Below are 15,098 nucleotides of genomic sequence, written 5' to 3' on the forward strand. Positions count from 1 at the left end.
TTATATTTTCAGATTATCCGGCCTGTTTCCAGGCATAATCTGTACAAAGATTGAAGGGTGTAATCGTGTATTTATGACGAGAAACACAGCCCCGTAAGGCTGCCTTTCCCGGTTACTTTCGTTGTCATCAGGCTCTCTTGACATCCACCAGCCAGCTGGCTTCCGGATGACTCTCGCCGGTAGCCTTCTCGATGACCATGCGGTCTTCATCGATGTAGTGCAGGCCCTTGCCGACCTTGATCAGCCGGACGTCCTCGTAGCCCTTGATGCTGGTGCGGTAAATCGTGGCCGTGCGGCTCTCGCCATCGTAGCTCTTGCCGTAATGTGTAGCTGAGCATTACGGAAATAATGCAAAGTAAAAAATAATGTAAAGTAAATGGCCAAAACCTTTTACTATACTTCCGACCAATTTCAGAAAACAGTCTGTTTTTAAGGGATGATTCTGTATATACTCTTTCTTGGGCAGGAGGCATAACTGGACATTATTTTCCTGCACCATAGAAGAAAGGGTGTTATTCATGGGCAAAATATTATCCATACGAGAGTGCGTGGATGGAATTCTGACAAGCATGGAAGATATGCATTATTCCCGTTCAACAATAAAGCATTACCAATGCTGGTACAACAGATTCCTTGAATACTGTGATGCACATAATTACGTTGCTTATTCGGAGGCTATAAGCCTTCAGTACCTTGAAGAAGTGTTTGGTGTAACGATTGCATCATTGGCCGACAAAGATTCTTATGATAGAAGGCATCGAGAAGCTGTCCGTTTTCAGTTGTTGCTGAGTTCCTATAGCTACAATCAAACGTTCACTCAGAGATTCCACTCTGAACATAAAAGGTTACCGGGGCATGAGTACTGGAATCGCGTTTATGATCAATATCTCCATCATCTCCAAACTCTGGACTATAAGAGAAACACTATCAATCATAAAGAATTACTTGTTCGGACATTACTTACTACTTTCATAAGCATGGGATTGAATGATTTTTCAGAGGTTGACCAAAATGCAGTCAACAAAGCCATTTCTGATTTTATTCATTTCCAGCCAAGTGTGATAAAGAGTCGTGTTCAAGACATGCGGCAGTTCTTCGAATACTGCTATGCAAACAGTTTGACCCAGGACAATAAATGTGTTCTAATTCCAAATATCAACACTCCGCATGTGTATCACTTGCCGACTGACATGCCTGCCGAATCAGTAAAAAAGATGCTTGAATCCATAGATCGCGCCAATACTATGGGAAAACGTGATTATGCAATTTTGCTTCTTGCCGCGAGGTTAGGTATTCGTGCAGTCGATATTGCTAATCTGCAGCTCAATGATTTAAACTGGTCAACAAATGAAATTATTCTTAAACAGGAAAAGACTTATCATACTGTGCACCTGCCGTTGTTGAATGATGTTGGATGGGCTCTTATTGACTACATTCAGCATGGTCGCCCACAAACAGAGGATAAATATATCTTTCGCTGCATGCATGCTCCATATGGAAGACTTAAGGGTTCACAAGCTATAGAAAGCATATTTCACAGCAGAATGAACAAGGCTGGCATTAAACTGGAAACAAAATCTCAGGCGATTGGAATACATGTTCTACGTCATGCACTTGGTCGAGTGCTGCTGGAAAAAGAGACAGATCTTCCTGTAATCAGTCAGGTAATGGGGCATCAAAGCATTAAATCAACAGAGACTTATATCCACATCGACATGAAGGGACTTGCCCAGTGCACTCTCAATCCGGAGGAGGTGTTCCCTTATGGCGTATGAATATAAAAGCGTTATGGCCCCTATCATAAATGATTTGATTACCGAAAAACGCACTATAGGATTTAAATACGAATCTGCAGAAAAAGGTCTTAAAAAGCTCGACCTATACTTTCTGGAGCATGGAATAAACGAACCTGTACTCTCTCGCGATATTGTAGATGATTTCATAGCAAAATCCCCCAATGAAACTCTCAACAACAGGAACAAACGAATTGCTGATGTCCGGGAACTTGCAAGATATATGAACTCGCACGGGTATACCGCTTATATATATCCAGCACTGCCAAGCCGGAACTTCAGAAGCAGCTTCGTTCCTTACATTTTTACAAACGAGGAACTGGTTGAGTTCTTTAAGGCGGTTGATAGCGATAAAGCTGAGTCCGCCATAAAATATTCTGTCATTTTCAGGCTATTATATAGCACGGGAATGCGTGTGGGTGAAGTGCTTTCACTCAAATATGGTGATATTGATTTTGAAAACGGCACTTTTTTTATCCGACAAGGCAAGAAAAACAGAGATCGTATGATTCCCGTTGATCGAGGAATGCTCGATATTCTCCAGCAGTACATCTGTCAGAATAGAAAAGGAATCAGTACAGATGATCATGTTTTTGTAAGCCCACATCACGATTCACTAAATCATAACGCTGTATATGATGCTTTCCGAAAGTATCTTTGGAAAGCCGGGATACACCATGGCGGTAGAAGCAAAGGGCCTCAAGTTCATAGCTTTCGTCATACATTCTGTGTACACAAGATGCGGAACTGGGTTCTCGAAGGCCGCAGTCTTGATGCGCTCTATCCTTATATTTGTGCTTATATGGGTCATTCTGATACAAGAAGTACGGAGTACTATACCAGGCTCACAGCGGATCTGTTTCCAGATATTAGGAATAAGTGTGAAGCTTACCTTTCCGATGCAAAGGGGGATCAGAACAATGGCTAAAAGATCTGGGAAAGATTTTGACTATTATCTGACCTCATTCTTGACAAAATATCTTGCTGGTGAGCGATGTCTAAGTACCAACACCATTAAATCTTATCGGGACACATTTAAACTATACTTGGTTTTCATGGAAACCGTGAAAGGAATTCCACACCAGAAGTTGACGCTCAATGACTTCACGCATGATAACATAGTTGAATACTTGGATTGGCTTGATTCTAACAAAGGCATCAAGAAGTCATCTCAGAACGTACGGCTTGCTGCTATACATTCATTCGTGAAATATGTCCAGCTTGATGATCTTGACAGATTGCTTGAATACAAAAGAATTCTGTCAATCAAAAGCAAAAAACATGCATCAAGAGAGATTCCATACTTATCGAAGGATGAATTAAAAGCATTGTTGGATGCGCCTGACACAACTACCCCGCAAGGTCGTCGAGATAAAGTGCTATTAACTGTTCTTTATGATACTGCAGCCAGGGTGAGCGAATTAACAAACCTCACTTTGGATGATATCAGATTATCTCAGCCTGAAACGATTGCTCTAACAGGTAAAGGGGATAAAACCCGGATCGTTCCTATTATGGGAGTAACAGTTGACCTGCTCAAAAAATATATTGAAGAAAACGACCTGGTTAACCGCCGATATACTTCGCAGCATTATCTGTTCATGAGTAACCATGGTACTCGCCTCACTCGATCTGGTGTATCATACATCCTAAATAAGTATGTTACGGCTGTCAATGATTCCGGTACAGCAGATATAAAGATTTCAGTTCATCCACATACTCTTCGACATACCAAAGCCGTCCATCTGCTGGAAGCAGGTGTGGATTTGATTTACATTAGAGATCTTCTTGGCCATATCAGCGTTACGACCACTGAGGTGTACGCAAAAGTATCCCAGGGTAATAAGCGTGAAGCATTGGAGAAAGCCTATGAAGATATTACGAATATGGATCGGAGCAGTTGGCATGAAAACTCAGATCTAATGACGTTTTTACAGAATCTCTGTAAAGAATAATGTCCAGAGAAACGAGAAAAGCAAGACCGCCGTCACTGAAATACAGTGCCTGTGGTCTTTCTCTTTACATTATTTTTTACTGTACATTATTGCCGTCCCAGCCGTTGAAGGTAAAGGTGACCTTTTCCTTGGTCTTGGTGAAGAAGTTCTCGAAATCCTCGCGGGTAATCGCGGTGTTGTAGTCTTCCAGGAAAAAGTGGTTTCTCAGTTCGTAAGCGTTTATCATGGTCTTTGCCCTCCGTAATCTTTGTCGTTTGCCTTTCGGCATGTGTATATATACTACGAAACTAACCCCAGCCTTTGAGGTACGTCTATATACGCTCTACAGGCAAAAACAGTCAAGAGATATTTTTAAAGACCATGTTTTACGAAAAATGGGTGCAAAAAGTTAACCTTAACCATTTGCAAGGTTACGGTTTACCATGTAAGATAAATTTCAGAGAGATGCTTAAGCGGGTACAAGCTTAAATCCCAGTTTGGTGGCTTCGGATTTCAACTTCTGCTTACGTCTCTCTTCTTGATTTTTCTTTGTTTGCTCATAATGCTCCTCGGAGTATTCCTCTCCACTCGTTAAGAGATTCCAGATAATAACAAGCAACTTCCGTGCAACAGCGATCAATGCCTTTTTGATTCCTCTGCGTGCTTTGAGCCGGTAAAACCAGTCCCGTAAGAAGAAATTCTTGCACCGTGTAGCCGCCCACGCACATTGCACCATCACGCTTTTAATTCTTGGATTTCCCTTCGTGAGGCGTGCTGTTTTCTTCTTTTTGGCACTTTCGTTATCTCCCGGACATAACCCAGCCCATTTGACGAGATGTCCTGCAGTTGGAAACATGGAAAGATCTGTCCCAAGTTCGGAAATAATAATCGTACTCGCACGTCTTTGAACTGCCGGAATGGTTTCAAGCAACTCTAAAGCAGGTTCGTATTTTCCAGCGTATTCGGATATGCGGTTTTCGACCTCTTCAATCTCCGAATCGCAGTTTTCTTTTACCTTTACAAGATTCTTGAGAAAAAGTCGATCGTGATCGGATAGCTGCCCGGCCACAGCAAGCTGAACATCTTCCATCTTATTCCGGAGAGTACCTTTCAAACATTCATCAACATCTGATGCCGTTAACTTTCCTTTTTCACAAAGCCTTTTTATCAACTGAATTCCGCTGACTCCGAAGATATCCGTAAGAATCGTTGAAAGTTTAAACCCGCACTGTTGCAGATATTTTTCAATCCGGTTTTTATGTCCGACCATTTCTTTTATCAGGATATCCCGGTAGCGTGTCCAGTCTCGCAGCTCTCGGATTTTTTTGGGTGGGATATAACTTGGTGCCAGGAGACCGGCCCTCAGGAGTGTTGCAATCCAGTGAGCATCTTTTATATCGGTCTTCTTGCCGGGTACATTTTTCATATGGTGCGGATTGGCGACAATGATTTTGACATTTTTCTGCTCGTCGTCATCGTAGAGAATTGATTCCAGCACGTTATAAATCGGAAACCAATAGACTCCGGTGCTTTCCATCGCCACATGTCGACAGTTGTTCTCAATGATCCATTTCTTGAATTCATCAAGACCATTGAGCAGTGTTGGAAATTCACGGATTTCAGGTTCTGGCTCTTCATCCAGTCTGCCTTTCAGCAGGCAGGCAACAAGAACTTCCTTGTGAACGTCCAGGCCACAACAGATGTCCAGAAGATTTTGCATAGACGGTCCTCCCTTCAAATGTGTAATTGACAGGGCGGATGTACTCCGGTGATATTGAATTATACTACGCGTGCTATTCCTGAAATGCATAGGCAGATCAGGGCGACATGTTCCTGTGCTCCAGAATACATCGAACCATGATCACTCACGATTTCTGAGAATCAGATGTATGTCGATCTTGCCCTGTATTTTCAGTATAGCGGATAAGGGCCACAGTTTCATTCCTACCTGTGAAAATCCATTTCATTGGTGATCACTCTGAACCGGAATAATAGCAAGTCAATTCTGCAGATATTCCGATCATAATGTGCACAAAGATTCCGAGGCTGACATTGTGTATATACGACCAAAGGAGCCTCCCGGCTCCATGGTGTCGGCCGCCTGTTACAGCCGTTCGATCTGGCAGGTCATCCCATCCACATCCACAATGCGGAAGGTGTATCCCCGCCACCGGATCTCCCGGATGCGGACGCCAGTGTAAGCGTTGCTCCGCTGCCTGTCTGAAAGCGTCTCGCCATGCGTCTGCATCCAGTCTGCGAGGTTCGTCATCAGCCTGGACTCTCGCTCCATCTTATCCGCAATGTTCATCCCGGCACCTCCCTCAGCTCAGCTGGAAGCGGATGCCCATGATCTGCTCCTCTTTTTCTTCACCCCAGCGGGTATCCTTCTTGGTGATGGTGCAAAGGCCCAGCATCGTGCAGCCCTCGGCCGCGTAGCCGTGCAAGTCTTCCATGAGACCGGTTGACTGGTTGGTAACCACAAGGGTTTGAATGCCCGCCTTCCGGAGGGTGTCAATGAAGTCGTGGCGCTCCCGGTCCCAGGTGAAGTCGTCCATAATGACCTCGTCAGTCTCGCTGTAGCGCCAGGCTCTGTAGGCCTTGCAGGCTCCCGCGCTGATCGGGTACTGGAACTGCTCTTCTTCCTCTTTGTACCAGGCTTTCAACTCCTCGCTGTCCCAGCCTTTTTCGTCGATAATCCCCTGCTTAAGCGCCTTATGCGCTTCGTGCTTCTGTTCAAAATCGCGGGCGATGCGGTCAAGCTCTTCAAAGTAGGTGTTGGTCTTCATGGTGGAATCCTCCTCGTTTGTTTTCTCTGCCCTTCGGCATGTACATATATACTACGAAACTAACCCCAGCCTTTGAGGTACGTCTATATACGCTCTACAGGCAAAAACAGTCAAGAGATATTTTTAAAGACCATGTTTTACGAAAAATGGGTGCAAAAAGTTAACCTTAACCATTTGCAAGGTTACGGTTTACCATGTAAGATAAATTTCAGAGAGATGCTTAAGCGGGTACAAGCTTAAATCCCAGTTTGGTGGCTTCGGATTTCAACTTCTGCTTACGTCTCTCTTCTTGATTTTTCTTTGTTTGCTCATAATGCTCCTCGGAGTATTCCTCTCCACTCGTTAAGAGATTCCAGATAATAACAAGCAACTTCCGTGCAACAGCGATCAATGCCTTTTTGATTCCTCTGCGTGCTTTGAGCCGGTAAAACCAGTCCCGTAAGAAGAAATTCTTGCACCGTGTAGCCGCCCACGCACATTGCACCATCACGCTTTTAATTCTTGGATTTCCCTTCGTGAGGCGTGCTGTTTTCTTCTTTTTGGCACTTTCGTTATCTCCCGGACATAACCCAGCCCATTTGACGAGATGTCCTGCAGTTGGAAACATGGAAAGATCTGTCCCAAGTTCGGAAATAATAATCGTACTCGCACGTCTTTGAACTGCCGGAATGGTTTCAAGCAACTCTAAAGCAGGTTCGTATTTTCCAGCGTATTCGGATATGCGGTTTTCGACCTCTTCAATCTCCGAATCGCAGTTTTCTTTTACCTTTACAAGATTCTTGAGAAAAAGTCGATCGTGATCGGATAGCTGCCCGGCCACAGCAAGCTGAACATCTTCCATCTTATTCCGGAGAGTACCTTTCAAACATTCATCAACATCTGATGCCGTTAACTTTCCTTTTTCACAAAGCCTTTTTATCAACTGAATTCCGCTGACTCCGAAGATATCCGTAAGAATCGTTGAAAGTTTAAACCCGCACTGTTGCAGATATTTTTCAATCCGGTTTTTATGTCCGACCATTTCTTTTATCAGGATATCCCGGTAGCGTGTCCAGTCTCGCAGCTCTCGGATTTTTTTGGGTGGGATATAACTTGGTGCCAGGAGACCGGCCCTCAGGAGTGTTGCAATCCAGTGAGCATCTTTTATATCGGTCTTCTTGCCGGGTACATTTTTCATATGGTGCGGATTGGCGACAATGATTTTGACATTTTTCTGCTCGTCGTCATCGTAGAGAATTGATTCCAGCACGTTATAAATCGGAAACCAATAGACTCCGGTGCTTTCCATCGCCACATGTCGACAGTTGTTCTCAATGATCCATTTCTTGAATTCATCAAGACCATTGAGCAGTGTTGGAAATTCACGGATTTCAGGTTCTGGCTCTTCATCCAGTCTGCCTTTCAGCAGGCAGGCAACAAGAACTTCCTTGTGAACGTCCAGGCCACAACAGATGTCCAGAAGATTTTGCATAGACGGTCCTCCCTTCAAATGTGTAATTGACAGGGCGGATGTACTCCGGTGATATTGAATTATACTACGCGTGCTATTCCTGAAATGCATAGGCAGATCAGGGCGACATGTTCCTGTGCTCCAGAATACATCGAACCATGATCACTCACGATTTCTGAGAATCAGATGTATGTCGATCTTGCCCTGTATTTTCAGTATAGCGGATAAGGGCCACAGTTTCATTCCTACCTGTGAAAATCCATTTCATTGGTGATCACTCTACTCGGGGAGAATAGCAAGTTATATTTTCCGGTATTCCCAGAAAATATGTGACAATCTTCACCGCCCAAATTTGTCTACATTACGCCATGCCATTAGCCTTCCCATGGGCCTTCACCACACTCCGGCCCGGCAATCGCAGCCCACTGTGTGAGCGGCATCCGTTCCATGATTCCGGCATCCTCCAGAGCCTCCCTCATCCCATCTTCATCACAGATCATGATGCCTGCCCTGCGGCTCAGCGCATGACGGGAAGAGGCTCCGTCCATCCGGCATCCACACCTGGGGCATCTGGCGTTCTCCTTGGGCTGGCGCTTCCCGTACCATTCCAGGGTGATCTTCGCTTCATCGTCGGTCCTGACCTTATGGCAGCGATCCGCTCCGAAGGCAATCGAGAGGCCGCTTCCGCAATCCCAGGCGCACAGGATGTTCCCGGCGTCGTCCACGCCTTGGCAGGTCGCCTGGGCACCGACCGGGATCTTGGTGTAGGGATCATCCATCTCGTCCAGGACGATACGGCAGCCGACCGGGTATTCCCGGTGCAGCCGTTCGACCGTTTCTCTGCTGGGAAAGTTCATCGCTCCGCCTCCTCCGCTTCCTTCATGGCAAGCTCCAGCTGATACAGGTTGAATCCGAATCGCCGGTAGCCTTCTTCCAGTGTGTCCAGGTAGCCTCTGTAAGGAACTCGGGTGTCGTGTCCCTCCTCCATCAGGTAGACCATGGCTGTGACTTCCTGCGGGTTTTTCCCGTCAAGGTCCGTCATGGTCACGGTCATATCTCGCTTATAGTAGTAGGTCGGGTACCCTTCATACAGGTCCAGGTTCTTTTCATCGAGTTCTGAGATTACCCAGATCAGGACCGGCACCACTCTGCCCGCTGCGGGCTCAATGGTCGCATGGGTCCGAAAGACCAGCTTCCAGTCCTGAATGGCTGCCATGCCGATAATCCTGGCGTCCGGACACCGGTGCGCCATTTGCCTGACGGAAAGGTTGCTCCCGTAGGCTATGTACTTCTTACTCATGATCGTCCTCCTCACCGTAATATTCTGCCAGCCAAAGGGCTGCTGCGTCTCTTCCGATGCTGTCCTCCATCGCCTTTTTCAGGATGCTCTTTTCAAAGCCCCATCGCTCGTATCCGCGATCCAGCAGGTCGAAGTAATCCTCGCACGGCTCTCCAAGCATCCGGTATTCATGCAGGATGTAGCCGATGCAGTTTCGCCGAAGCTTTTTCTTCCTGCCGTTCAGTCCCCACACGGGAAGCAGGAAATCCCGCTTGTAGTAATACTTGGGATATCCTTCAAACCGATCCAGCTTCAGCTCGTCCTCCGCCGTGATCCGGTAGATCACCACCGGCACACAGCCGTTGGCGTCCTGTTCGATGGTCGCATAAGCACCCGTCATGCTCTGCTTGAACAGCAGCCTGTATCCGCCGATGACTGAAGTGCCAAACACCTCGGCGCTGGGACAGCGCTTTTTCATCCTGGCCTCATCCAGGTTGCTGCCATAAGCAATGCAGAAGACCTCGTTGTCTTCCTGTCGGATCAGCTGGAAGCCTTTCCAGAAGTCATTCATCGCCGCCAGCGCCTTTGCTCTCGATGCGGCCTAAGTCCTTGTCACCCGGATCGCCGTCCGTTTCGCCCTGAACATGGAACTCCACGCCCTGGAAATCATCGGCACCTAGGGTGTACTCCGCGTTCTTCCAGGCATCGGACACGCGCCTATGGGCTTCTTGCTCAGACTCTGCACCGACGATCACGGCTTTCTGCAGGGTCTCCGTAATCAGAACCTTGTATTCTTTCATGGCCTGTCGCCTCCTTTCACTGCCTTAAGCCGGGGCTCCCCGGCGAAAGGCTTCTTGTTTTCCGGTTCAGCAGGCGGCCTGTCTCCAGGCTGCGTTGCCGTCCATGTTCTTCAGGAGGATCTCCCTGGCCGTCTCGAACTCGTCTCCGATGAAGCCGAGGCGGAGCATCCAGCAGCGGAAGGCGTATTTCTCGTTTTCGGTCTGCTGGGGCTTGGGGCTGGCGTAGGCGATCTCCTTGGCCAGTTCGCTCATGGCCAGGCAAAGCTGGATGTAAGCCTTCATCTCACCTGCGTGAATGCCGCCGCGCTTGCCGTCGTGCGGGTCGGAAAACTGGAAGAGGCGGAATTCAATGGTCCCCTTCGTGAAGCTCGCGTGGAGGTTCAGCATGTGGTACCGGCTGTCGTTGTAATGCTGGTTCCTGCCGTAGCTGGCGTGGTTGCCTTCGTACCAGCAATCCGCTAGGCGCTGCATGGTCTGGGGCTTCTGGCGGTTGACCCTGGCCAGGAAGTCGGGGTTGACCACCTTGCAGTAGTGTCCGGTGCGGCCCTGATCAATCTTGATCGCCCGTCCGATCTGGGTCTCATGTGCGGCCATGATGTTCACCAGGTTCCGCAAGGTCTTGGCGTTGTGGTCTCTGCCGTCCAGGCCTTTGAGGCCGATATGAATGTGTACCCCGCAGCCTCTGGAGGGGCTGCTCTTCATTCCGGCGTGGCGGAGCTTCCGGAGGAGTTCCTGGAAGGTTTCCATGTCCGTGTAGGTCAGGATCGGGGTGACCAGTTCGCACTTTTCATCGTCCGGTCCGCTGATGCTCACGTCCCGCTGGAATTTCCATTCCCGGCCCTGTGCATCCCAGGCGCTCCAGGTCATGTACCCGTTCCGGCTGGCCGTGTATTCGTAGCGGCCGGTGCCGAAGTACTCAGCAGCTACCCTGGCTGCGTTCTGGCGGGTGATGTTGTTTCCCTCAACCTCTACTCCGAAGGTCTGGGCTTTCATGTTCTCGATCTGGCGGGCGGTTTTCTCTGTCATGGTGTTTATCTCCTTTCGGCTCTGCCGTGTGTGTTTTCCCTTTCGGTGTGTACATATATACTACGAAACTAACCCCAGCCTTTGAGGTACGTCTATATACGCTCTACAGGCAAAAACAGTCAAGAGATATTTTTAAAGACCATGTTTTACGAAAAATGGGTGCAAAAAGTTAACCTTAACCATTTGCAAGGTTACGGTTTACCATGTAAGATAAATTTCAGAGAGATGCTTAAGCGGGTACAAGCTTAAATCCCAGTTTGGTGGCTTCGGATTTCAACTTCTGCTTACGTCTCTCTTCTTGATTTTTCTTTGTTTGCTCATAATGCTCCTCGGAGTATTCCTCTCCACTCGTTAAGAGATTCCAGATAATAACAAGCAACTTCCGTGCAACAGCGATCAATGCCTTTTTGATTCCTCTGCGTGCTTTGAGCCGGTAAAACCAGTCCCGTAAGAAGAAATTCTTGCACCGTGTAGCCGCCCACGCACATTGCACCATCACGCTTTTAATTCTTGGATTTCCCTTCGTGAGGCGTGCTGTTTTCTTCTTTTTGGCACTTTCGTTATCTCCCGGACATAACCCAGCCCATTTGACGAGATGTCCTGCAGTTGGAAACATGGAAAGATCTGTCCCAAGTTCGGAAATAATAATCGTACTCGCACGTCTTTGAACTGCCGGAATGGTTTCAAGCAACTCTAAAGCAGGTTCGTATTTTCCAGCGTATTCGGATATGCGGTTTTCGACCTCTTCAATCTCCGAATCGCAGTTTTCTTTTACCTTTACAAGATTCTTGAGAAAAAGTCGATCGTGATCGGATAGCTGCCCGGCCACAGCAAGCTGAACATCTTCCATCTTATTCCGGAGAGTACCTTTCAAACATTCATCAACATCTGATGCCGTTAACTTTCCTTTTTCACAAAGCCTTTTTATCAACTGAATTCCGCTGACTCCGAAGATATCCGTAAGAATCGTTGAAAGTTTAAACCCGCACTGTTGCAGATATTTTTCAATCCGGTTTTTATGTCCGACCATTTCTTTTATCAGGATATCCCGGTAGCGTGTCCAGTCTCGCAGCTCTCGGATTTTTTTGGGTGGGATATAACTTGGTGCCAGGAGACCGGCCCTCAGGAGTGTTGCAATCCAGTGAGCATCTTTTATATCGGTCTTCTTGCCGGGTACATTTTTCATATGGTGCGGATTGGCGACAATGATTTTGACATTTTTCTGCTCGTCGTCATCGTAGAGAATTGATTCCAGCACGTTATAAATCGGAAACCAATAGACTCCGGTGCTTTCCATCGCCACATGTCGACAGTTGTTCTCAATGATCCATTTCTTGAATTCATCAAGACCATTGAGCAGTGTTGGAAATTCACGGATTTCAGGTTCTGGCTCTTCATCCAGTCTGCCTTTCAGCAGGCAGGCAACAAGAACTTCCTTGTGAACGTCCAGGCCACAACAGATGTCCAGAAGATTTTGCATAGACGGTCCTCCCTTCAAATGTGTAATTGACAGGGCGGATGTACTCCGGTGATATTGAATTATACTACGCGTGCTATTCCTGAAATGCATAGGCAGATCAGGGCGACATGTTCCTGTGCTCCAGAATACATCGAACCATGATCACTCACGATTTCTGAGAATCAGATGTATGTCGATCTTGCCCTGTATTTTCAGTATAGCGGATAAGGGCCACAGTTTCATTCCTACCTGTGAAAATCCATTTCATTGGTGATCACTCTGAAAGGAGATAATAGCAAGTTATACTACGAAACTAACCCCAGCCTTTGAGGTACGTCTATATACGCTCTACAGGCAAAAACAGTCAAGAGATATTTTTAAAGACCATGTTTTACGAAAAATGGGTGCAAAAAGTTAACCTTAACCATTTGCAAGGTTACGGTTTACCATGTAAGATAAATTTCAGAGAGATGCTTAAGCGGGTACAAGCTTAAATCCCAGTTTGGTGGCTTCGGATTTCAACTTCTGCTTACGTCTCTCTTCTTGATTTTTCTTTGTTTGCTCATAATGCTCCTCGGAGTATTCCTCTCCACTCGTTAAGAGATTCCAGATAATAACAAGCAACTTCCGTGCAACAGCGATCAATGCCTTTTTGATTCCTCTGCGTGCTTTGAGCCGGTAAAACCAGTCCCGTAAGAAGAAATTCTTGCACCGTGTAGCCGCCCACGCACATTGCACCATCACGCTTTTAATTCTTGGATTTCCCTTCGTGAGGCGTGCTGTTTTCTTCTTTTTGGCACTTTCGTTATCTCCCGGACATAACCCAGCCCATTTGACGAGATGTCCTGCAGTTGGAAACATGGAAAGATCTGTCCCAAGTTCGGAAATAATAATCGTACTCGCACGTCTTTGAACTGCCGGAATGGTTTCAAGCAACTCTAAAGCAGGTTCGTATTTTCCAGCGTATTCGGATATGCGGTTTTCGACCTCTTCAATCTCCGAATCGCAGTTTTCTTTTACCTTTACAAGATTCTTGAGAAAAAGTCGATCGTGATCGGATAGCTGCCCGGCCACAGCAAGCTGAACATCTTCCATCTTATTCCGGAGAGTACCTTTCAAACATTCATCAACATCTGATGCCGTTAACTTTCCTTTTTCACAAAGCCTTTTTATCAACTGAATTCCGCTGACTCCGAAGATATCCGTAAGAATCGTTGAAAGTTTAAACCCGCACTGTTGCAGATATTTTTCAATCCGGTTTTTATGTCCGACCATTTCTTTTATCAGGATATCCCGGTAGCGTGTCCAGTCTCGCAGCTCTCGGATTTTTTTGGGTGGGATATAACTTGGTGCCAGGAGACCGGCCCTCAGGAGTGTTGCAATCCAGTGAGCATCTTTTATATCGGTCTTCTTGCCGGGTACATTTTTCATATGGTGCGGATTGGCGACAATGATTTTGACATTTTTCTGCTCGTCGTCATCGTAGAGAATTGATTCCAGCACGTTATAAATCGGAAACCAATAGACTCCGGTGCTTTCCATCGCCACATGTCGACAGTTGTTCTCAATGATCCATTTCTTGAATTCATCAAGACCATTGAGCAGTGTTGGAAATTCACGGATTTCAGGTTCTGGCTCTTCATCCAGTCTGCCTTTCAGCAGGCAGGCAACAAGAACTTCCTTGTGAACGTCCAGGCCACAACAGATGTCCAGAAGATTTTGCATAGACGGTCCTCCCTTCAAATGTGTAATTGACAGGGCGGATGTACTCCGGTGATATTGAATTATACTACGCGTGCTATTCCTGAAATGCATAGGCAGATCAGGGCGACATGTTCCTGTGCTCCAGAATACATCGAACCATGATCACTCACGATTTCTGAGAATCAGATGTATGTCGATCTTGCCCTGTATTTTCAGTATAGCGGATAAGGGCCACAGTTTCATTCCTACCTGTGAAAATCCATTTCATTGGTGATCACTCTGAAAGGAGATAATAGCAAGTTATTTATTCAGAGAAATCGGCTATTTATCTGACAATTATCAGGGCTTATTTTGCCCCGGAAATTGGTACATTTACACCGCATCCGGCTGGGTTTCCACTGTCGGTTCCACCGCCTGGGAAGCTGCTTTTTCTGCCCTCAGCTCCTCGCGTTTTTCCTTCTGCCGGGCTTTCCATCTCGCTTCTTCTTCCTTGGTGCGGAAAGCTGTGTGTCCGGAGAGGTTCTCCATCAGGATTTTGCGGCTGGTTTTGAACTCGTCCCCGTTCATGCCGATGCGCAGGAGCCAGATCCGGAAGGCGTATCGCTCATTGTCGTCATTGACCACCTTTGCCTGAATCCGCTTCTGTTCCAGCGCATGCTTGTTCATGAGGCAGGCGATCTGCTGGAAGGCTTTGTTCCGGTCTGCATCTTCTGTCAGAGGAAAGCCCGTGAAGCTCACTTTATCCCCTTCAAAGGAGAGTCCGGTCAGGCCACCCTGTTCCTTTACCATACTACGAAACTAACCCCAGCCTTTGAGGTACGTCTATATACGCTCTACAGGCAAAAACAGTCAAGAGATATTTTTAAA

Annotated in this window: 16 protein-coding genes; 3 read left to right on the forward strand and 13 right to left on the reverse strand. The window is 46.8% G+C overall.

Annotated elements, in window-relative coordinates; genetic code table 11:
- Positions 1–518 precede the first annotated feature (518 nt).
- From G4C92_RS02035 to G4C92_RS02045, 3 genes are read left to right on the forward strand one after another with little or no spacing between them, the layout of a single operon-like run.
- Positions 519–1,775 (forward strand): site-specific integrase, encoded by a 1,257-nt coding sequence (locus G4C92_RS02035; RefSeq protein WP_274940963.1) that lies wholly within the window; start codon positions 519–521, stop codon positions 1,773–1,775.
- Entirely contained in the window at positions 1,765–2,721 is a 957-nt protein-coding gene (locus G4C92_RS02040) for a tyrosine-type recombinase/integrase (RefSeq protein ID WP_274940964.1), read from the forward strand. The genes G4C92_RS02035 and G4C92_RS02040 overlap by 11 nt, the downstream gene beginning before the upstream one ends.
- Positions 2,714–3,748, forward strand: a complete 1,035-nt coding sequence (locus tag G4C92_RS02045; protein WP_274940965.1) for a tyrosine-type recombinase/integrase — start codon at positions 2,714–2,716, stop codon at positions 3,746–3,748. Before G4C92_RS02040 ends, G4C92_RS02045 begins: the two co-directional genes overlap by 8 nt.
- Positions 3,749–3,824: 76 nt before the next feature.
- Here the strand turns inward: G4C92_RS02045 and G4C92_RS02050 are convergent, their stop codons facing one another.
- The 13 genes from G4C92_RS02050 to G4C92_RS02110 all read right to left on the reverse strand — a co-directional run bounded on the left by G4C92_RS02050 (position 3,825) and on the right by G4C92_RS02110 (position 15,020).
- Entirely contained in the window at positions 3,825–3,974 is a 150-nt protein-coding gene (locus G4C92_RS02050; RefSeq protein WP_274940966.1) for a hypothetical protein, read from the reverse strand.
- 222 nt (positions 3,975–4,196) lie between these two features.
- Positions 4,197–5,447 carry an IS110 family RNA-guided transposase gene (locus G4C92_RS02055; RefSeq protein ID WP_274942037.1) on the reverse strand — a complete coding sequence of 417 codons (1,251 nt, stop codon included), beginning with the start codon at positions 5,445–5,447 and terminating at the stop codon, positions 4,197–4,199.
- Between the two features lie 384 nt (positions 5,448–5,831).
- Complete coding sequence (locus G4C92_RS02060; protein ID WP_274940967.1) at positions 5,832–6,035, reverse strand: hypothetical protein; 204 nt, start codon at positions 6,033–6,035, stop codon at positions 5,832–5,834.
- 13 nt (positions 6,036–6,048) lie between these two features.
- Positions 6,049–6,513 carry a DUF7698 family protein gene (locus G4C92_RS02065; RefSeq protein WP_274940968.1) on the reverse strand — a complete coding sequence of 155 codons (465 nt, stop codon included), beginning with the start codon at positions 6,511–6,513 and terminating at the stop codon, positions 6,049–6,051.
- 220 nt (positions 6,514–6,733) lie between these two features.
- A complete protein-coding gene (locus G4C92_RS02070) occupies positions 6,734–7,984 on the reverse strand; it encodes an IS110 family RNA-guided transposase (RefSeq protein WP_274942037.1) in 1,251 nt (416 codons plus the stop codon).
- Between the two features lie 353 nt (positions 7,985–8,337).
- On the reverse strand, positions 8,338–8,820 hold the full coding sequence (locus G4C92_RS14845; RefSeq protein ID WP_330654757.1) for a DUF4314 domain-containing protein: 483 nt from the start codon (positions 8,818–8,820) through the stop codon (positions 8,338–8,340).
- A complete protein-coding gene (locus G4C92_RS02080; RefSeq protein ID WP_274940969.1) occupies positions 8,817–9,263 on the reverse strand; it encodes a gamma-glutamylcyclotransferase family protein in 447 nt (148 codons plus the stop codon). The genes G4C92_RS14845 and G4C92_RS02080 overlap by 4 nt, the downstream gene beginning before the upstream one ends.
- Positions 9,256–9,813 carry a gamma-glutamylcyclotransferase family protein gene (locus tag G4C92_RS02085; protein ID WP_274940970.1) on the reverse strand — a complete coding sequence of 186 codons (558 nt, stop codon included), beginning with the start codon at positions 9,811–9,813 and terminating at the stop codon, positions 9,256–9,258. The genes G4C92_RS02080 and G4C92_RS02085 overlap by 8 nt, the downstream gene beginning before the upstream one ends.
- A complete protein-coding gene (locus tag G4C92_RS02090; protein ID WP_274940971.1) occupies positions 9,806–10,042 on the reverse strand; it encodes a DpnD/PcfM family protein in 237 nt (78 codons plus the stop codon). The genes G4C92_RS02085 and G4C92_RS02090 overlap by 8 nt, the downstream gene beginning before the upstream one ends.
- A gap of 66 nt (positions 10,043–10,108) precedes the next feature.
- Complete coding sequence (locus G4C92_RS02095) at positions 10,109–11,068, reverse strand: amidoligase family protein (protein ID WP_274940972.1); 960 nt, start codon at positions 11,066–11,068, stop codon at positions 10,109–10,111.
- A 229-nt stretch (positions 11,069–11,297) separates the two neighbouring features.
- Positions 11,298–12,548 carry an IS110 family RNA-guided transposase gene (locus G4C92_RS02100; protein WP_274942037.1) on the reverse strand — a complete coding sequence of 417 codons (1,251 nt, stop codon included), beginning with the start codon at positions 12,546–12,548 and terminating at the stop codon, positions 11,298–11,300.
- Positions 12,549–13,001: 453 nt separating this feature from the next.
- Complete coding sequence (locus G4C92_RS02105; RefSeq protein WP_274942037.1) at positions 13,002–14,252, reverse strand: IS110 family RNA-guided transposase; 1,251 nt, start codon at positions 14,250–14,252, stop codon at positions 13,002–13,004.
- Positions 14,253–14,603: 351 nt separating this feature from the next.
- A complete protein-coding gene (locus tag G4C92_RS02110; RefSeq protein WP_274940973.1) occupies positions 14,604–15,020 on the reverse strand; it encodes a hypothetical protein in 417 nt (138 codons plus the stop codon).
- Positions 15,021–15,098 lie beyond the last annotated feature (78 nt).

It is taken from the genome of Chordicoccus furentiruminis (genome assembly GCF_019355395.1).
Classification (GTDB): domain Bacteria; phylum Bacillota; class Clostridia; order Lachnospirales; family Lachnospiraceae; genus Chordicoccus; species Chordicoccus furentiruminis.